The sequence below is a fragment of the Roseiflexus castenholzii DSM 13941 genome (assembly GCF_000017805.1).
GTDB classification, from domain to species: domain Bacteria; phylum Chloroflexota; class Chloroflexia; order Chloroflexales; family Roseiflexaceae; genus Roseiflexus; species Roseiflexus castenholzii.
On record NC_009767.1, the window covers coordinates 896,214 to 915,915 of the forward strand.

11 protein-coding genes are annotated in these 19,702 nt (G+C 59.8%); 2 read left to right on the top strand and 9 right to left on the bottom strand.

Annotation, left to right across the window (positions count from 1 at the left end; all coding sequences use genetic code 11):
* Nucleotides 1-4: 4 nt before the first annotated feature.
* The 8 genes from RCAS_RS03550 to RCAS_RS23195 all read right to left on the bottom strand — a co-directional run bounded on the left by RCAS_RS03550 (nucleotide 5) and on the right by RCAS_RS23195 (nucleotide 14,697).
* Complete coding sequence (locus RCAS_RS03550; protein ID WP_012119238.1) at nucleotides 5-3,100, bottom strand: ATP-binding protein; 3,096 nt, start codon at nucleotides 3,098-3,100, stop codon at nucleotides 5-7.
* Nucleotides 3,101-3,118: 18 nt separating this feature from the next.
* A complete protein-coding gene (locus RCAS_RS03555; RefSeq protein ID WP_041330171.1) occupies nucleotides 3,119-4,516 on the bottom strand; it encodes a hypothetical protein in 1,398 nt (465 codons plus the stop codon).
* 109 nt (nucleotides 4,517-4,625) lie between these two features.
* On the bottom strand, nucleotides 4,626-5,867 hold the full coding sequence (locus tag RCAS_RS03560) for a hypothetical protein (RefSeq protein WP_012119240.1): 1,242 nt from the start codon (nucleotides 5,865-5,867) through the stop codon (nucleotides 4,626-4,628).
* A gap of 275 nt (nucleotides 5,868-6,142) precedes the next feature.
* Complete coding sequence (locus RCAS_RS03565) at nucleotides 6,143-7,528, bottom strand: winged helix-turn-helix domain-containing protein (protein ID WP_012119241.1); 1,386 nt, start codon at nucleotides 7,526-7,528, stop codon at nucleotides 6,143-6,145.
* A 3-nt stretch (nucleotides 7,529-7,531) separates the two neighbouring features.
* Nucleotides 7,532-9,916, bottom strand: a complete 2,385-nt coding sequence (locus tag RCAS_RS03570) for a hypothetical protein (RefSeq protein WP_012119242.1) — start codon at nucleotides 9,914-9,916, stop codon at nucleotides 7,532-7,534.
* Between the two features lie 205 nt (nucleotides 9,917-10,121).
* A complete protein-coding gene (locus RCAS_RS03575) occupies nucleotides 10,122-12,224 on the bottom strand; it encodes an ATP-binding protein (protein ID WP_012119243.1) in 2,103 nt (700 codons plus the stop codon).
* Between the two features lie 11 nt (nucleotides 12,225-12,235).
* Complete coding sequence (locus tag RCAS_RS03580; protein ID WP_012119244.1) at nucleotides 12,236-13,378, bottom strand: hypothetical protein; 1,143 nt, start codon at nucleotides 13,376-13,378, stop codon at nucleotides 12,236-12,238.
* Nucleotides 13,379-13,842: 464 nt separating this feature from the next.
* Nucleotides 13,843-14,697, bottom strand: a complete 855-nt coding sequence (locus tag RCAS_RS23195; RefSeq protein ID WP_012119245.1) for a PIN domain-containing protein — start codon at nucleotides 14,695-14,697, stop codon at nucleotides 13,843-13,845.
* Between the two features lie 84 nt (nucleotides 14,698-14,781).
* Here RCAS_RS23195 and RCAS_RS03590 point away from each other — a divergent pair, with 84 nt between their 5' ends.
* Nucleotides 14,782-15,474: an ABC transporter ATP-binding protein gene (locus tag RCAS_RS03590; protein ID WP_012119246.1), complete on the top strand. Its 693-nt coding sequence runs from the start codon at nucleotides 14,782-14,784 to the stop codon at nucleotides 15,472-15,474.
* Here the strand turns inward: RCAS_RS03590 and RCAS_RS03595 are convergent.
* Nucleotides 15,458-18,364, bottom strand: a complete 2,907-nt coding sequence (locus RCAS_RS03595; RefSeq protein ID WP_012119247.1) for an insulinase family protein — start codon at nucleotides 18,362-18,364, stop codon at nucleotides 15,458-15,460. The two genes, RCAS_RS03590 and RCAS_RS03595, sit on opposite strands and share 17 nt — an antisense overlap.
* Before the next feature lie 525 nt (nucleotides 18,365-18,889).
* Here RCAS_RS03595 and RCAS_RS03600 point away from each other — a divergent pair.
* Complete coding sequence (locus RCAS_RS03600) at nucleotides 18,890-19,525, top strand: RNA polymerase sigma factor (protein ID WP_012119248.1); 636 nt, start codon at nucleotides 18,890-18,892, stop codon at nucleotides 19,523-19,525.
* Nucleotides 19,526-19,702 lie beyond the last annotated feature (177 nt).

Below are 19,702 nucleotides of genomic sequence, written 5' to 3' on the forward strand. Positions count from 1 at the left end.
CCAATCACAAGAACTCCCCAAGCAGGAGCGCGCGGCTTTCGAGCAGATCGCGTAGTGCGGACCTTCCCGACGAATACGTGCGCTCGACAGATTCGATCGCGCGCGCGACGACGTTCAGTTGATCGGAGTCGAGCGCTTTCATCAGGTTGTACACCTTATTCTGCACATCCTGAACCCTGGCGTCGCGCAGGTTGTATAACCGGTCGTACTCGAAGGCGAGCGCGTAGTGACGGGTTGCCTGATCGAGCGCATCATCGGCAGAAGCGACTGAGGCGGTTGCTCCTGCGCCGAACAGGTTGGCGAGATGCGCATATTCTTCGGCGATTGCCGAAAGACGTGACGGCGATTGAACAGCGGCGAACAGCCGGTCGCCGATCAACATATGGATTCTGGCGAGTTGCGTGAACAGGCGTCGGGCGAGAATGATCGGACTCTCCGGGTCGGGACGTCTATGCTCGGTGATTATGTAATCGGGCGGGATCGCCTCTTTCGCCTGTGTCAGTCCGCGTAACACAAGATCCCACCGCTCGACATTGACCCCAACATAAGCGATGTTGACCAGCGCATCGACATGACGAAACGCATTGCCGGTTTCCTGCGCCAGCCTTGCCGCCTTCTCCAGTGCGCGGAGACTCTTGTTCACCACATCTTCCAATGCTTCTTTCGGCGTCGAATGATCGTGGAGGATGCCCGCCATATCACGCAGGGCGCACCCTGCTTCGATCAACGACTCAATCTGGCGTAATCGGTCTCCCATATCTTCAAAGATGCGGTATGCCTCGTCGGCATAATCACCCGCTTCGCGCAACACGTCCATCCGCTCCTGCGGATCGTCGTCCCGACGGACCGAACGGCGCAGCGCCTCGGCGAGATTGCGCAGCGCCAGCCCCATGCCCAGGCGATACTCGACTGCCTGGCACAGGCGCAGCGCGCGTTCGGCGTTCTCTTTCGCTGCCGCATACGCACCGGTGTAGACGAGCGCCAGCGACAATGTCGCGGAGCTGATACCGATCAACGCACGCGATCCCAATCGTCTGCGAAGGTCGCGCGCCTCTTCGATCAGCGCCAATCCATTCGCGCTATTTCCTTCTTCGACTTCGACGAACCCCAGGTTGTTCAGGGTCCATGCCAGGCAGATGGGGACATCGACCTGTCGCCAGAGCGCGGCGGCGCGGCGATATGCCTCGATTGCCGGGCGCGTTTGCCCACGAGCGCGCAGGCTGAATCCGCGTGCGTGGTACATCAGCGCCAGCAGGCTTTGAGCGCGCCACCGACGCGCCTCGGAGACATCGGTGGACCTTGAGCGAACGAGAGGGACCAGAATCTTTTCGGCTGCGTCGAGCAACCGGTCGGTCGCGGCGCTATCCTGATACTCTTCCTTTGCCCTGCCGGTGCGCGCGAGCGCCTCCCATACATCGAGCGCCGCTTCGGTCGTGCGTCCTGCGGTCGCCAGAATATCGGGATGTTCCCGGCGCAACAAGTCTGCTTCCCGCACGACGCCATCGTAGTCGTTCGCAGCATAGCGGCGGGCAACCGGGCGAATGGCGGTCACACCCTGCACCACTTCGCGTTCCATCCCATCGATGGATGATTGCTCTTCTGAAGAGGCGCGTTCGTCGAGGAACGCCAGGATCTCCGCCTGCAACTGAATGTCGAGCATGGTGTTGCCGGTGAATACGGCGTAGAAGGTATCGCGGAAATACTCGCGGAACCCTTCGAGTGGATTAAGGCGCAGATGATAGGAAAGCCGGTCGATCAGCAGTTCCTGCATCTCCTGCTGAACCGCAGCAATCCGGTCATAGTCGATGCGCGGCGCGAAGCCGGCAGCGCGCCGCGGTTGTTCAATCGGCGCGTATAGGTCGTCGAGGTCTTTGCGGCGCTCCTCGATTCGCCGGTCGTACCATTCGATAATGGCAGTGTTGACACGCTGTGCTTCAGGGGCATCGTCCGGCGCGCTATAGATCTGCCGGTTCAGAATGGCATACATCTCGTCGTGCAGAAAGTAACGCTCGCCGCGCACCTTGACGAAGGACAGACGCTCGATCATGGCGAGGCGATGGCGTGCTTCGTCGGGCAAGATGTCAAGGAGATGCGCCAGCAATCCGGCATCCACGCCCTTCGGCGCGCGCCCCAGGGTCTGGAGGGTGTCCTTGATTTCTCCCGCGCTCATCATGCGCGCGATTAACTGCTCTTCGAGCAACTCACGCGCACGCGCCGGCTCGGTTCCGGTCTCGAAAATCGCCGGCAACCTGCCAAACCCGGCAACGCTGATGTAATCCGCCAACAGCGCCAGCAGGATCGGCAACCCGCCCGAATACCGATGGATTTGCTCCCTGCGCTGCGGCGTCAGGCTGCGCAACGTGTCGGCGACTGTCGTTTCCCCGGCAGCATCGGCCGCCTTTGCCACAGCGTCGAGATAGGCGTCTGTTTCGTCTTTAGTAAACGGTGTGATTTCGATAGATGTCAGATGGATCGCGGATTGACGTTGAAGCGCCGGAAACAGATGCTTGATCTGATTGCGTCCGGCGATGAGCAGCGTGACATTCCCCCAGGCAGGCAGCGACTCGACCAGCCACTCCCACGATTGCGCCACCTGAAAGGGCGGGCGCTCCTCGCTGGCGCCGTAGGCGATGCGTTCGAGGGTGTCGAGCGCAATCACAACACGCCGATCCTGCGAAAAACGTTTGAGATCGGCGGCAAAGGCGTGCAATGCCTCTGTGGTAAGCGTCGCAATCTGACCAACATCACCGGAAGCCTGCACTTTTCGCTGCTGATCATGCGCCTGCTCGAAGGCGTGAAACGGTCCGCCTTTGTCAACGTCAAGCGATGCGTAGAGTGCGTGAGCCAGATCCAGGCTGCTATGGTAGCGAATGTCGTACAGGTCGATCAAGCGCTTCGCTGCGTAAATGGCGCCGGCAGCACGCGGTTTCAGCGCATCGACCAGAATGCGGGTCTTGCCGATGCCGCCGGGTCCGTGCAGCGCCACAATCGCAGGACCGGCAACATCGCGGATCGCTGCATCGATCTGCTGGAGGATTGCTGCGCGCCCGATCAGATCGGGCGTCGCCCACGCGCCGGTGTAGCGTTCACCTTCAGGCATGGGAGCCTCCTCGATTATCTATCTCTCGCCAACGGTCGTGTCGGCTGCTTCCTTCAGCGCCGCAATATGAAATGTAGCCCGCTCACGGTAATACGCACTCCGGTACGCATTTCCCCATTCCTGATACAACGTTGCCGCACATTCGTGCAGGCGCTTCCATATCTCACGATGGGCGCGTTTCAGGAACGCTTCGAGCACCGCGCGCACCGCTTCATCCAGCACGTAGCGTTTGTCCTGCCAGCGCATCAGGTGCGTGTCGAGCAGGCGATCCCGCAGTTTGCGCATTGCCGGCAGTGCATACGCCGATCCTTCGGGCGCCTGATTACGCCGTGCTGCCAGGAGATAGGGCATTTCGTTCTCACGGAATCCGTCTCTGAGGACGCACAGCGCCTCGAACGCCTCACGCAGGCTGGAGCGGTCGTCAACCGGCACGACCTCGAGCAGGCGGTCGGCGACCTGTTCAAGAATCTCGGCGTCGATATGCGTCGCTTTCAATGCGCTCTCCAGTCGTCTGGCATCGTTGCGCTGATGATCCGGCAATGTGTCGAGCGCCCGACGCACCAGCGCATCGGCGAGCAGATAGTTGGTGAGCGGGTACCCGCCGCCCAGCGTGATGACCTGTTCCGCCAGCCGGATCATCGCCTCTTCCGACAGACGATTGACCGTTTCTGGCAGATCGGGCGTTTCGCGAAACGAGCGACGGATCTGTTCGGCAACCTGTTCGACGGCGAAGGGAATAAGAGGTTGCTCATCCTTCTCGGTGCGCAGATAGGGCGACTTCCAGAGATACGGTCGTCCACGCCCGGTCATCACGATCAACACCCGCGGCAACGCTGCCAGCGCCGCCAGCACATGCCGTTCCAGAACGTCGAGAAAAACCTGATCGGTCTCGAAGACCGAGTCGAGGATCAGGCAGATCAGGAGGTTCGACTCCCGCTCGAGTTCCTGTTTGACGTCCTGCGCAAACCAGGCGGAGAGATCGCGCACCGGCGCGAATGGAGCGCGGACGACATGCAGTTGTTCTGCCAGCCAGTTCAGCATGCGCCTGAGAACCGGCTCACATTTCTGCTCGTCTCCGCCGGCGACGAGCAAGGCTTCTTCGCGGGTGATATGCCACTCTCCCTCTGGCGCGATGGTGTCGATGGCAGGGTCAAATGGCGGGGTCAGGTTGATCAGAAATGACACAATACGATGCTGCGGTAACCGGCGCGGCGCTTCCTCTCGCAAAACGTACCGGTGGAGGTGGATTGCCAGCCAACTTTTGCCCAAACCGCGTTCGCCACGAAACACGATTGTCGGTGCGTGTTCCGCTTTTCCATACGCAATTCCCTGGAGAGTCTCCGTCACCCGTCGGATTTCGGCTTCGCGGTTGACGAAAAGCCCCGGACTGTATGCCGGGGGTCCAGGCAGTGTCATAAGATCCTCCCTCGTTCGGCAAAGCGCAGAATCGTTGCCGCGCGGGGAGCGCAGGCGGCTCACCCATATGCGCGCAAGTGGCGCACGCTCCCTGCGCCATGCAGGTGTCTCAATCATTCTGACCGCTGGCAGCACGCGACGCCTGCTCTTGCAGGCGCGGCGCCGCATGGAGTTGATACCAGGCGATGGCCTGACGTATATCGTCTTCATCGAGTTGTCCCTCGTCTGTGCGCGCTGCATGGTGCAGGAGCGCGCGTCGGGTCACACGAAGCGCAAGGCGCGGCAGGGGTGCGATTACATCGATAATCTGCCGCTCGATATCGGTCAGTGCAGGTGAGCTGATCGCGTCAAGCGACTCAAACCGCCCGTCGGAGGCGGCAAAGATGCGTTTGCGCAACAGTTCGACCAGAAGATCGGCGTTCCAGACGATATGAGCAATGCGCGCCGCGATGGGGCGGGCATGGAGGAGGGCGTCAATATGTATCTCCAGGCTGTCGGGCGCAAACAATTTGATAAAAACGTTCTGTTCCGCCCAGGCTTCTGATCGATCAGACAGATCGGCGACCCATTGCAGCGCCAGGCGTGCATCCGCCTGATTTTCGTAAATGGCATCGATGCCATCGATCAGAATGAGGACGTGGCTGAACCCCAGCGCGCCGGTTGCCAGATCGACGAATGTTTTGAACAGTTCCGCCGGTTGACCACGGGTGGCATCAGCGCTAGCCTGCGCGACAACATCACAGAAATGGCGGAGCACATCGGCTGACGGCGGTGCAGTGAGCGCATAAGTGCGATCAAGCAGCGGGGTCAAGCCAGCAGGCGTACCGGTTTCGCGTAGCACGTCCAGGTAATAGTCGAGTGGACCGGGCAACCCGGCGCGGAGCATGCTGACGATCGCGCGAATATCGCTGGGAGACGCCCGCAGCACTCGTTCCGGTCGAAAAGCGAGACCGGTAAGCAGCGCACAGGTTCCGGCTTCGAGCATCAGGCGCAGATGCTGATCGGCGGTCGGCGGTTTGCCCGTCAGCGGCGCCGCGCCGAGGTTATACGGCAGCGGGAAGGGGTATGTGCCGCCGATGTCGTACCAGCACGTGCGGGTGACGGCGACGCGCGTCGCCGTTTTGCCGCCTCCCGGCGGCGCAAACATGATCGCCGGTGCAGCGTCCCAGGCGGTACGGAAGATGTCGAGATTGACCGTATATTCGGAAAGGTGCGGATCGCTCGAGGCTTCTAAATGAATGTAGGGATCGAACCGTAGACCGAGGCGCTGAAACCACCCGGCGGGCAGGGTTTGTTCTGCGGGAAGATTGTCTGCCAGAGCGACCATGAGCAATCCAAACGTGTCAAGCATAGGTGCGAGTCACAGCGATGATGAGCGCAACCAGGCATCCCTCTGCCACGTGATGTTCTCCTCGTCTCAAAACGCATTGGAATACTGGAGAACAAATGTCTGCAACCTGGCGCCTGAACCGCCAAGGCACAGTATATCATGCGCCCCCTCGATGACCATTCACACATTGCTATCGACTGCGTCACCGCATCCTCACCACAACCTCACCCGATGGGCAACAAAGACTGCTGTGTGGGACACATGTTTTCCATTGCGGGCGAAGGCGTGCATCATGTTCACTGCGTATTCTCCAACTTCACGCCCCAGCCGCGGTCGGTCAGAATATAGATTGGATGGCGCGGATCGGGTTCGATGATTCTGCGCAGGCGCAACAGTGCGTTGTCGAGCACATTGTTCCAATCGGCAGGGTCCTCCCAGCCGCGGTCGTCGTGGACGCGCGGCTCCTCGGCAAATCCCTGGTACGCGCAATAGTAGAGTTCACTGCGCGGCACGCGCCGCGCGCGGTTTTCGTACAGGTAGCGCAGCAGGCGGTAGGGACGCGGTTGCAACCCGCTGACCTCAGCATCGCCGATGAAGACGCGGTCGGTTGTGAGATCGATGAAGAGGCGCGGAGGATGGGTGCGCCAGACGGCGCGCCAGGCGGCGTGCGAGAGGGGTTGAGACGCGCCGGATGCCAGGAACGCATCAACCAGCGGACGGATGAGTTTGAGCCATCCGCGCGGCGTGCTGCCGCCATAGCGTTGCAGCCAGGCGCGCACTTCGCGCTCTGCCGCGCACAGGTCGCCGAAGGTCGCCTGCGGTCTGCCGATTTTTGCCGCGATGTGACGTTCGGTGATCCGAGTCAGGTGTTCTGGCGTCCACGAGAGGGTGAAGAGATCGACACGCCCCTTGACGGCGCCCCAACTGCCGGTGATGACCGGTTCCAGCGAGCGTGGGGCGAACATCTTGATGGCAAAGCCGTTCAGATCGAAGAGTTCGAGCGTCGAAAGAATGGCAGTCAGCAGATCCGACAACCCAGAAGCGGCGCTGCGCAGCCATGGCTCGAATCCATCGACCATCACCCATACGCCGCGCATACCCATCCGCTGGAGTGTGCCCGTCAGAAGCGCGATCACGCGCTGTTCAGCGACGTCGGGGTACAACACCGGCGCAGCAGGATCGGTGATCAGGCGACGGGCGAGAAGCATGCCTTCTTCAGCCGTCATCGCTTCTTCGATGATTGCCAGAAGGTGAGGTCGGTCGTCACCCGTGTACGCCTGGATAAACCAGTGTATGAATGTCTGCGCGGTAGGTGGCGCGTCGTGAAACAGACGGGGATAATGGGCGCACGTCGTGAGCAGCGTTGTAGCACAGATTTCCAGTGCCTGGCGCACAAAGATACGCACGGCTGGGCTGCCCTTGATCCCCTCGACCGGATCGGGTTGCCAGTGAACGACCAGGTGGGTTGGCGGTGCGTTTGGCGGCATCGCCTGGCGCATCAGCGCCAATCGCAGCGCCGTTTTTCCAGAGCCGCTCTCGCCGAATACCACAAACGAGCGCATACCGGTATACGTCGCATACTGTGGCGGCTCGACGAACACGACCGGCTGGAGATGCAGTTCGCGCTCTGCTGCCAGTGCATCGAATGCTTCGACGGCGATGCTGTGGCGATCCGCTGCCATGCCTCAGTTCCTCAGCAAGGCGACAATAAAATCATTTTCGTTCAGAAATAGATACTTCGGATCGTTCTGATCAGGACGACGGGTGAGATGATGGACGAGTGCATCCTGACAGATCGCCAGCGCTCGCTCGAATGAACCGCGCGCGCGCTTCAATGTGTCGAGCAGGAACTGCTCTTCGTTCAATGCAAGGTCATCCAGTTCCATCAGACTCGTCAGGCGCTTCCCGGATTTGCCTGCGCTTCTGACGGCGACATTCAGCAGTTCGAGCAATTCGTCTTCAGACCACTCCAGTGCAACACCGTGCGTTTCGGCGAAGGTGCGTCCACGCGCCGGCGAGGTGAAGAGGGTCCACGTAACCCTGGCGTCCTGCACCGCAGATAGCGCATCTGCAACGGACATGGCACGGGTGTCTCCAGTATGAATGACAATCAGCCTCATGTGATTGACCCCTGGCGGACGAATCGCCAGCCAGTTGAGGAACATCTCTGGATGCGGCGCTCCTGTATCGATGCCGGTCAGCAAGTCGTCGAGACGGCGCAGGATGATCTGCTCCTGAACGCCACTTTTCAGCCCGGCGCGCCGGAGTCGCTGCCGCAACGCTTGTGACGAACCGCTGACCCATACAAGCCATTCCGCCAGCAGCGCCTGTTCGTCGTCCGGCAACCACAGTAACACACCCGGCTGTTCGGCGATCAAACGAAGCCATGCCGTCCCTGCTTCCCGCACGACACTGTTCAATGTCTCGTTACGCCCTGTCGCATTCTGATCGGACAGTCTGACCAGCACCAGCATTGGTTGTTCAGATGGCGGAAGCGGTTTGTAGAAGCGTCGCAGTTCTTCGGATAATGCAACCGCAGCGATATGACAATCGAATCGATGTCCGACAACAATAAGAGGTTGTGACTGTATTATAGCCGTTCGTTGCGCTTCTGGCAGAGTGACGCTCGCCAGAAACGGTTGATGGACCTGCAACTCGTGGACATCGAAAGGATGTATCTCCAGCCCGTTGGCATCCAGCCAGGCAGTGACCGACTCCGTTCGAGTAACCGCTCCAGGCGTGACCGGGATCGGCGGCCATACGAATGTCCAGGGTAAACGATCCGTCAGTCGCCTGCGAACCCGCGGGTCGTTGAGTGCCAGTTTGTTAAGTTCGATAGCGCCGGGTTCATTGCTCGGTGAAGAAATAAACTGGAGGAGACTTTTTTTGGCTTCGTGGTCATCGGGCTGCGACGCCAGCGCGTCGAGCGCTGCCGCTGCGAGTTCGTGCGCATCTGTCTGGAACCGATGGAGCAAGACGCCACAGATGTGCAGGATGGCTTCAGTTTGTTGCCGGTCCGCAGTGCGCGCGTCTGGCAGGTGGCGCGGCAGGTCGTTGAGTTCGGGGTAGACCGAAGCATATACCTGGATGACGAGGTCGAGCACCGTCGTGCAGCGTTGGAAGTCGCCAGCGCGATAGTATTCCGCCCCATCGTGCAGCAGACGTTTCACGCGAGTCTGGGTCGCTACGTTTTTCAATTGCCGTTCCTGGTTTTTGAGAACATCGTGCAATTCATAACACGCCTGCGTCTCCCAGTCTTTTGCCGCTTCCTGTTTCAGCGTTTGGGACGCAAGCGCCCACTCGAGCAGATCGCGTTCAAAAACGTCATACAGCTCGCGAATGCGCTCGCGCTGCTGCCCCACGCGCGTCTGACGTCCTTCGTTGAGCAATTGCCAGCCGATGCCGAGCACTGCCGATGCGACCGCCAGCGCCAGCCCGGCGTCTCCGAAGAAGCGATTCTTAACCACGCGCCAGTAGAACGCCGTTCGCGTTTCACGCGCGATAATCAGCGGCTTCGTCAGCGTCTCTCGGCCGGTTGCATCACGGAGCGTCACATCAACGATCATCCGCTCATCGCCGTCCGATGCCAGCGGTTGCATTCGTACCTGCTGCGGCAATGATCGGCTATCGACCGTCAGTGTTAAGCGCGGCTCAGCCGACATCCCGGCAGAGTTCGGTTCGATGAAGCGGAGCGAACTGCTGCTCAGTTCGATGGTCAATGTCAGCGGCGTAGCGCCTGCCTGTCGCTCGAACCAGATGGTCAGCGTCAACGGGTTGATCTCAGGTGCGTCGAACCGGATCATCTGCGGGTAACGGACAGCGAGCGTGTGCCCGATGCCCGGCGCCGGTTCGGTGATGGTATTCGGGAATGCAGTGACGTCCTCCTCGATTCTGACGAGGACAGCATAGATGACCAGCGAGACGGAGATGCCTACGAACAGCGCGGGCCACAACCGATTCTTCCAGCGCTGCGCTGTTGCGGCGTCGGGGTATTTTGTCGCTTCCAGCCGCATGGAAAGCGCAACGGCAACCGTGATGAGCGCCGGCAACACCCAGAGCACTGACAGCATGCGCTTTCTCCCTTCCGCAGGCGTGGAGACCCTCAAATATGTATGTTAGCATGTCGGTAAAGGGGAGAGGAGCGTTACGGGGCGCAGGTGGCAGGTCGAGGGGCGCCGCTGGAGCGCCATGCGGGTGGATCCAGGGTCGGGGTCACGGCTGGGGCGCCCCGGCACATGGCAGTGCGTCCATGCCAGGTGACAGGTCGAATGTCGGTCACCGGTTGACCCTGATCCATGTTTTGCCGGTGCCCGGATTCTTAAACGTCTCCCATCCTGTGGGTTTGGGTCCAAAGATAGCGTTCATTGCCTTGGAGACCAGGTTGTAGGCGAACTGATGGCGATCTTCCAGATGCTCCGGCAGGTGGTCGATCAAGAACTTTTGAACACCATACCAGGGCATACCATTCGGAGATTCGAGTTTCTGACGGATCTCGCTATTGTTGCGCAACGCTTCAATGGCGCGCTGTTCGATGGTCGCCATCACATCGATCGTATCGGTTTCGTCTGCTTCTGGCGCAAACAAATCGCCCTCAATTCCGGGAACGCGCGGCATTGTTGCGGGTTGGCCCATGCCGGTAAAAATCGCGCGCAGCGTCCGCGCATAGGCATGACCGGCGGGCTGGTTGTAGGCAGGGTCGCGCATTGTGTACAACTGCTCGAATGACAAAGCGCGCAGACTGACCGGATACGGCTTGCCGCCGACCGAACTCCAGAATACTCCCTGACCGGGAATCGGCTCATTGAGCAGCGAACTGAGCAAGTCGTCGCTGAAATGAGCATTGGCTCGTTGCAGGGCGATGAGATCCGCTGCCGACAACAGGTGGAAGATAAACCAGTTGTCGCCCTGGCTGAGAATTTCGACAGGGATACTGCCCGGTTGCTGGGTGATCAGCAGCGCGCCAAGGTCGTATTTGCGTCCTTCCTTAACCCAGGCGATGTAAGGCTCGGCGGCGGATGCCTTTTCGTTCAACACCGATTGCGCTTCTTCAACCACCGCGATGGTTGGGATGGTTTTGGGATCGGCTTCGGTGAACTGCTGCTGGTTCCGGTCGAAGATCCGGCGCAGAATCAGCCCCGACAGCGCCAGTGCGTGACTGCCGCGCATCTGCGAGACGTCGATGATACACAGTTTCCCCTCGGAGAGCGCGTGGATCAGCATATCCATCACCTGGCTGCTCCGGTCGTGCAGCATCTTGACGATCACCGTCATGTTGCTTCGGGCTGCCACCGCCTCGGCTTCCTGCCGTAGCGGGTCGAGATCGAGCAACCGGCAGACTTCTTCGAGCGGTGCGGTGTTGCCGTTGGCATCGATCAGATTGACCAGCGCCTCCCAGCGCTCCTGCGGCAACCCGCGCAGTTTGCGCACATTCTGCTGCTCCTGACGTTCTGGCTCAAGCGCGATCGACACCACATCAGCCGGGCGGAGGCGGCGAATATCCAGTTTGATGCTGCCGGCTACAAATGACTGGTAGAAGGGGCTTGGACCCTTCCGGTCAGTAAAGACAACGATTTTGTCTTCCAGTTCAGGGACATCGCAGAGTCCTGGACGCCCCTTATCGTCGGGCCAGAAATACTCGCCGTCTGGATCGAAGATCACCGTCCCTACCGGGACCCGTTTACCGCCGCGTTTCGTGACGAAGGGGGTCGTCCCGTAGAGTTTCGAGAAGAGCAGTTTGTTGAGATTCGATTTGCCGAAACCTGCGCGGGCAAAGATAAAACTGCGACGCGATACCAGCGACTCAATCGGAAAGCGGACCAGTATCTCCGGTTTGAGCACTTGCATCCACTCTCGCGGCTCGAACGCTTCGCTGCCGGCGGCGTAGATGTATTCACCCAGAGCGAGATGCCCGATGGGCGCCCCATCGATGTTGTGACCGGCGATCTCGCGCAAGACCTCATCGCTCGGAAAAGCGACCCGGCTGCCGACGTGGGGCAAGCGGCGATGCGAGGGGACGAAGGTCAAGCCTGCACCGTTCCGCCGCAGAACGCCGAGCACTCGAATGTTGACCCGATACTTCAGGTACTGCTCGCGCAGATCTTCCGGGACCGGGCGATCCTCGCGGATGGCGCGCAGATTGAACTCTTCGCCAGAGCCGTATGCCAGTTTTCCCTCCGAGGAAAACGAGGCAATGCGTCCCAGCACCGCTTCATCGGGCGTTTCCAGTTGCACGAGGAGGAATTGCCCGTGCATCGGGATATTCTGGAAATCATTCCGGTACGGCAGGACCAGATCGGCATGGAACTCCAGACCGCCGTGCTGAAAGCCGCGAAAAATGCCGACGACTTTATCTTTCGGAAAGAGTTGGATGTCTGCCATGGCGGGCGCCCTCATTCGTACCGCTGTTGCGATGGGTCGGGGTCCAGAAGCTGAAACGCATCCAGAATGCCTGCCTCTTTACCGAGGGTCGATCGCACCCCTTCGTAGATGAAATCCTGCAACACTTCGAAGTCAAAATCGACCAGTGCCGCGTTCTCGTGCGCCTTTTGCAGGCAGCGCGGGTAATACGGGATCGGAAACCCATTCATGGCATCGGCAAGCAGTGCACCAAGGATTTCCTGTGCGTTGCCTGCCTGCGGCTCAAAAATGTCTACGGGCCAGATCGGATCGTGGCGATGTGCGCCGAATTTCACCAGAAACATCCTGCCGCCGGTATATCCGGCAGTGGCGTCCTCTTCGCCAGCATGGTCGCCGCCTGGAGCGAAATCCGCCCGCATGTAGGACCGCTCTTCCAACTCGCGCGGCACCTCCACATACGCCGGGTAGTCGGTTTGCAACACCCCTTCGAGCGCCATTGCCAGGCGGTAGCGGGACAGCACCTTGCTGTGCTTGGCGACGCCGGCGAGATGCACGCGACGGCGATTGTTCCTCCAGTGCGCGTCGATGCGCTCCTGCATGCCCCGCAGCAGGCGCTGAAACAAGCCTCTGGCGAACACCACGCTGCGCAGCAATCCGTCGCACACGATCAGCGTATCGGCGCCAAAATCCTTCTTCAGGATGGCGAACAAGACCCCCCATTCGACCAGTTCCCGGTAAACCTCCACCCAACGGGGAGAAACAGGTCGTTCCTGGCTGGTTGGACGGATCATGGGCGAGAGTTCTGTCAGGCTGTCGATCCCCAGAAAGCGCATCATTTCGCCGAGCGCCGTGCGCGCCGATCCGTCTGCGGCGAACTGGCGCGTGTTGAGCTTCTGGATCGGTGTGGTGGGGGACACCACTTCCAGGCAGTACTCGTTGTCGCTGCTGTCTACCACCCGAATCAACTGGATCAGGAAGGGATCGAAGCGCAGTTGATGGTTGCCGCCATCAGCGCCGATCAGCGAGATGGAAGTCGTGGCGCGCGGCTGAATACGGCACGTTGCGTGCTTCAGTGGGCGAATCTCTTCGCGCAATCGGTCGAGCACCCGCCGATCAGCGCGAATGCAATCGGTAATGGCTTCGCGTAACTGCGCCTGGCTGGCGGGATCGATCATCTGTCTTCCGTTGAATTCCTACAACCACCTTTGTGCGATGATGATACGATTATACATACCTGCGTTCATGATGTAAAGCGTTTTCTGTCAGGTGACCATCGCCTTCGCCCTCAACCAGCGAGCAGAGCCAGGGAGTCGCACGCTCAGTGTGGCAGACGGCAGGCGATCCGCTGATGGGCGTCTTTTTCGATGGAGATAACGTCCTTGATACATAATGCCAATTATGATTGAAGATGCCGCATGCGTGTCATTCCGAGCGCAGCGACTTGTCATTCCGAGCCCTTCGCTTCGCTCAGGGTAAACGCAGCGCGGAATCGGCGCGGGTCGCGCACGACCCCTCGCGCTGCTCGGGGTGACCATGCCGGATGGTCACAGGTCATTGGTATAACCCGATAATGATAGCTGCAGCTTCGGAGTCGGTCAGTTGCCTGCGGAACGTGCGTGGATGTGGTTGTGCAATGTGGCTACTTTGCCAGGTCGGGTGGCGCGCGATTTCTGGAGGTGCATGAGAACAAAGTGGAGCCGTTCGTCTGGTGAAAGTTGTGCGGGAGCGCTGGCATCGGCAGGTGGTGCAGCTCCTGCTGGCGCATTTGCGTTGTTCGTTGTTGCTGTCCTGGCCTCAGGCAATGCCTGGATGGAGCGCCAGTGCTGCCATCTCTGACACACCCCTGGTTGTCACCAGCGATTGCGAGCACGGCGATAGTGCCAGACGATGCATGCACGCCATTGCCATTCACCGCCTTCACAGCAGTGCCATTCGGCATCGCCGCAGCATGGACGCCATTGAGGGGCGGGGCGACGCCATTGGTCGCATGCGCGCCAGTTTTCGGCGCTCCGGCGGCGGCAGAATGCTCGTTCGGTTCGGGCTGCGGCACAGATGGCGCGCCGGCGGCAGGAAGACAACGAGGTTCAGGCGCCGGCGCAGGCGGCAGCGGAGAAGAAAGATCTTTCTTTATGGTGGGGATGTCGCGGACATCTTCGAAGCGATGCGCCTTGATGTCTCTCGCTCGCAGATGCTGGATGAGCGGGTCGTAGCCGGTATCTTTGGATATAATGTGAAAGTACGCTGCGGAGTCGCGCACTGCCAGCACGCCAAGGTAGAAGGCGATGTGGAAGTCGAGCGCATTCGAGCCATTTCCTGACAACTTAACGTAAGTTGCGCGCCGTCCCAGACGTTGCATCGCCGCTGCGAATTCGAACGGCACCGACTTCTTGCAGGCCCCAACGAAGACGATCACACGCATCTGCTTGTGGTCGAGCAGCGGCAGAAGATCGGGCTGGACGTTCTCGTAGTCGATGAGGACGTAGTCGGTAACCATGGGAACGCCTTTGCTCTTCCGCAGCGTTCACCGTCAGTGTATCTGAGATTCATTACCGATTTATAACCGTACAAAGGCGCATTCATGTCCACGAAACCGCTTATCGACGTTCGCGATGTGGTCAAAATCTACCGGATGGGGGATGTCGAGGTGCATGCGTTACGCGGGGTATCATTCACCATCGACGAGGGGGAGATGGTGGCGATTATGGGACCGTCGGGCAGCGGCAAGAGCACGCTGATGAACATTCTCGGCTGCCTGGATCAGCCGACCGCAGGGACGTACCTGCTCGACGGGGTGGATGTCGGGCAGTTGAACGACGACGACCTGGCGATGATCCGCAATCAGAAGATCGGGTTCGTATTTCAACAATACATGTTGCTGCCGCGCACCACGGCGCTGCGCAACGTCGAACTGCCGCTGCTCTACAGCAACAACGGCCACGACCGCACCGAGCGCGCGCGTGCGGCGCTCGAATCTGTCGGCATGAGGGACCGCATGCACCACAAACCGAATGAACTCTCCGGCGGGCAGCAACAACGCGTCGCCATTGCCCGCGCGCTGGTCAACAATCCGCGCATCATTCTGGCGGACGAGCCGACCGGCGCGCTCGATACGAAAACCGGCGAAGAAATCATGGGGATCTTCGAGCGCCTGAACCGCGAACGCGGCATGACCGTCATTCTGGTGACCCACGAACACGACGTCGCCCGTCACGCGGAGCGGATCATCCACATGCGCGACGGGCAGATCGCCGAGGTTACAGCACGCGCGTGATCTCGGCGAACAGGGAGCGTTCCTGGTTGGCGGCAGTAATGGCATCTTCGCCGCCCATTACAACGAGCGCAGCGTTGTCGCGCACGATGTCGAGCACATCGGCAAAGGCACGAAAGTCGGCCGGCGTTGTGCCGAGCACTTCCTCACGCACCTGCTGGCGGTAGGCATCGTCGTCGCCGACCAGAAATCGCGCCATTGCCGTGAAGCCGCGCGCGTCCGGCAGTTGGTAGGCGTCGAGGTCGGCAATAACGCCGATGATGGCACGGGTCAACTCTTTCTCGCTCAGGTCGAGTTGGCGCAAAAAGGCGGCAGAACGGTCATACACATCGATCGTGCGCAGCAGATTGGGATCGCGGTATGATGTGTAACTGAACACGCCCGATCGCGGGTCGAACGAGCAGAAGCCGCCGTATGCTCCTCCTTGCTCACGAATCTGCTCCCACAGCCAGGTCGTCATCAGGTAGCGCGTCACCACGAGCGCCGAGCCGTGCAGCCGATACCCCAGGCGATACAGGTCGGCGCCTTTGGCGACGTAGTTGACATGTGCGGGAATGATCAACCCTTCCGATGGCGCACCTTTGTGCGGATTCCATGCCGCCGGTATCGTCGTTCCGACCGGCAGACGGTCGAGGAACGCTTCCAGGTGCGGACGGAAGCGCTCCCATCCGGCAGCGTCCACCGTCACATTCACCAGCAGTGCGCTGCGATCGATCAGCCGCGCGCGCATGTGCTCAAGCACGGCGCGCACCGTTTCCCACTCCTCATCGATGGTTCGCTCGATCCGGCGCAGGAACATCAGGTAACTGACGCCGCCGATCTGCTCGGCGACCCAATCGGCTTCGCTGAAGCGCGCGCGCAGGCGCGTGCTGACCACCGTGTGACCGGCAGGGATCAGGCTGGCTTCGCGCGAGGCGCGCTCCTCGCGCACGATCTGCCGGATGCGCTCACGGTTGTCAAGGCGCGCCGACAACACAACGTCGTGCAGAATGTCGAGCAGCGCATCGCTCTTTTCGACGATGGCTTTCCCGCGCAGGAACAACCAGGCGGCGCCGATGCTGCGTCCGCGCATCGCCGAGGTGAACGATTGCGGGAAGATGCCGCCGGTATCGCGCCCGATCCGTTGGATCAATTGAACGACATCTTCGTGTTGCGTACCGGTTTCGAGAAGGGCACGTCCAAAGATCGTCACATACGGCAGAAACTCCTGGGGCAACACGCGCAGGTTCATGCCAATGTCCACATACACGATGCCGTTGGTGAACAGATTGTGGAGCAACACGCGCGTTGCGCCAATCGCCAGTTCTTCGGTGGGGATGGTCTTGATCGTCCGGTCGAGATCGGCAATCGTCAGGCTCGGCAGCGACGCAAGCGCCTCTGGCGGATCGGGGGTTTCCTGGATCTGTTTGAGGCGCGCGGCAGTCGCGTTGATCGCCGCGATCTGCGCCTCATCGAGCGTTGCGCGAATCGCCACCAGGCGTTCGCGTTCAGCAGCGTTCTGGCGGTTGGTCAATTCCAGATCGGGAACGAGCACGACCGTTGTGCGGTGAGGGTTGCGCAGCAACTTCTCCTCGATCATATGCTCGAAGACGCGCTCCCCTGCGCTCAACCGCTGCTTGATGGCGCGGAGCGGCGCTTCGAACATGAGCGGCGCCAGCGGATCATCGCCATAGAGCCAGGTGTCGAGTGCGCGGATGAGGACTGCTAAACCACGCGGGTAGGAACCGGTATTATTCTCGCGCAACTGAAACTCGACCGTGTTGACCGCTGCTTCGATAGTTTGCGAATCGATCCCGTCACGCGCCAGGCGCTCCAGTGTTCCAATGATCACATCCTCGGTCGCGCCGATATTCTCGCCCTTCACCCCTTTCAACCCGACGGTAAAGTAGGTCTGACGCAGACGGGCGAATCCCGATCCGGTCAGATTTTCTCCCAGACCAGAGTCGATGAGCGCCTTGCGCAGCGGCGCGGCTGGTGTCCCGACCAGCGCGTGCTCCAGGATGTCGAGCGCGAGCGCCTCTTCGATATCCGGCGGGTTGGGAAGCAGCCAGTTGACCGCCACCATATGCTTGTCGATGCTGTTTGGACCAGCCGGATAGGGCGCTTCGACGTGTTGCGGTTCACTCAATGGCGGTTGCAGCGGGATCATCGAGTCGACCGGGATACGCTCGAATGGCGCCAGGACGCGATCGAGCAGGCGCAGACGCTCTTCCGGATCATCGTCGCCATAGAAAAAGATCAGCGCATTTGAGGGATGGTAATACCGCTCGTGGAACGCTTTGAACTGCTCATAGGTCAGATTGGGAATCTCAGCCGGATCGCCGCCCGAATCGACGCTGTACACATGACCGGGGAAGAGCGACCGCTGCACTGCCAGGTAGAGCACGCGGTCGGGCGATACGTTGGCGCCCTTCATCTCGTTGAAGACCACCCCACGGTAGCCGAGCGAGCCATCCTCGTTCACCTCATAGCGCCAACCCTCCTGTTGCAACACCTCCGGCGAAATGCGCGGGTGGAAGACGGCATCGAGGTACACATCGACGAGATTGTAGAAATCCTTCGTATTGGTGGACGCAACCGGATAGACCGTTTTATCCGAATAGGTCATCGCGTTGAGGAAAGTTTTGAGCGATCCTTTAAGTAATTCGACAAACGGCTTTTTCAGGGGATACTTTTCAGAGCCGCACAGGACGCTGTGTTCGAGAATGTGCGCCACGCCGGTTGAGTCGGGTGGAGGGGTGCGGAAAGTAATGCCAAAGACCTTATTTTCATCGTCATTGATCAACGAAAGAAGTTCAGCGCCGGTGGCGACATGGCGATACCAGCGCGCCAATGAGTTCAGTTCGGCGATCTGCTGCTCGCGGAGCAGTTCAAATCCATGAATCACATTCATCGTTGCCTCGATTCTGACGTTAAGGGTGTTTGTCGAGAATTGTACCAGATTTATCCGAAGGAGGCGTCATCGATCCTTTCACGCGTGCGCATCGGTCGGATCGGTCTCACGATCTCCTCGATGCCCGGCGCGACAGTGCGGGAAAAACCTTGATCTGGAACGTCTGCCCCTATTGTGGTATCCGCTCACGCCTGAGCAAAGGCGCGTGATCGTCCTTCGTGCCATCAAGCGCAACGGTGCGCATTGCGTGAGCGCCGCCGGCGCACTATTCCCGGAGATCTGGGCAAGAATCTGTGCACGGGGGTATGAAACCTGTGCAACGTGAGGTTAACCTTATCCGTTACTGAAAGCCTTCCATCCCTTTCTGAAGCCATAAAACATCGATCATCCATAAGATGAAAGAACGATGAGAATTCTTTTCAAATGCTGTTCAAAACATTGACAACTCTGTGCAAGGGGAGTATAATCAGGCCAAATGATAAAGATGAGGTATATGACCTCGCGGGAAGAGAAAGAGGGTCTTCCATGGACAATCGATACTCCGACGAGCACATCTCCACGGCAGCGACTGCCTACACCGACACCCCTGACGACCACGTGCTGATTGCGGCGATTGCCGAAGGTGATAGCAGCGCGCTCGAGGCGCTCTATGATCGGTACTCGTCGGTAGTGTACCGCATGGCGTTGCGGATGCTGAAAAACCGCGAACTGGCGGAGGAGGTTGTCCAGGAAGTCTTCTGGCGGGTCTGGCGGCGCAGCGCCAGTTTCGATAATGAGCGCGGGCGTGTGGCGCAGTGGCTGTTCGGCATTGCGCACAATCTGTGTATCGATGAATTGCGTCGCATGCGTGCCCGCCCGACCCAGATTTACGAGGATGTCGATCATCCGGTTATTCAGCAACTGGCGGATGAGCAGATCGATGTGCCGGAGGCTGCGTGGGTGTTCGAGCAACAGCGGGTCATTCGTGATGCCCTTGGTCATTTGCCGGAGGCGCAGCGTCAGGCGGTCGAACTCGCATATTTCGGCGGTCTGTCGCACCAGGAGATTGCGACAAAACTCAATCGACCGCTCGGTACGATCAAGACGCGCGTGCGGTTGGGGTTGCAGAAACTTGGCACATTGTTGACGGCGCGCGGGTTGCAACCAGGGGATGCATCGTAGAAACAGGCCGGTGGTTGCGAGGTTTGCCGGATGACAGGATGCTTCATCGGATTTGAGGTCCAGCGCTCCCTGAGAGGGGGCGCATCTTTTTTGCCCGGCAGTAGATTCGGAGCGATGGATTGATCGCGCCGTCTTCTGAGCTATCACAGCAGCATGCGCGGTATAATGAGGTAAAGA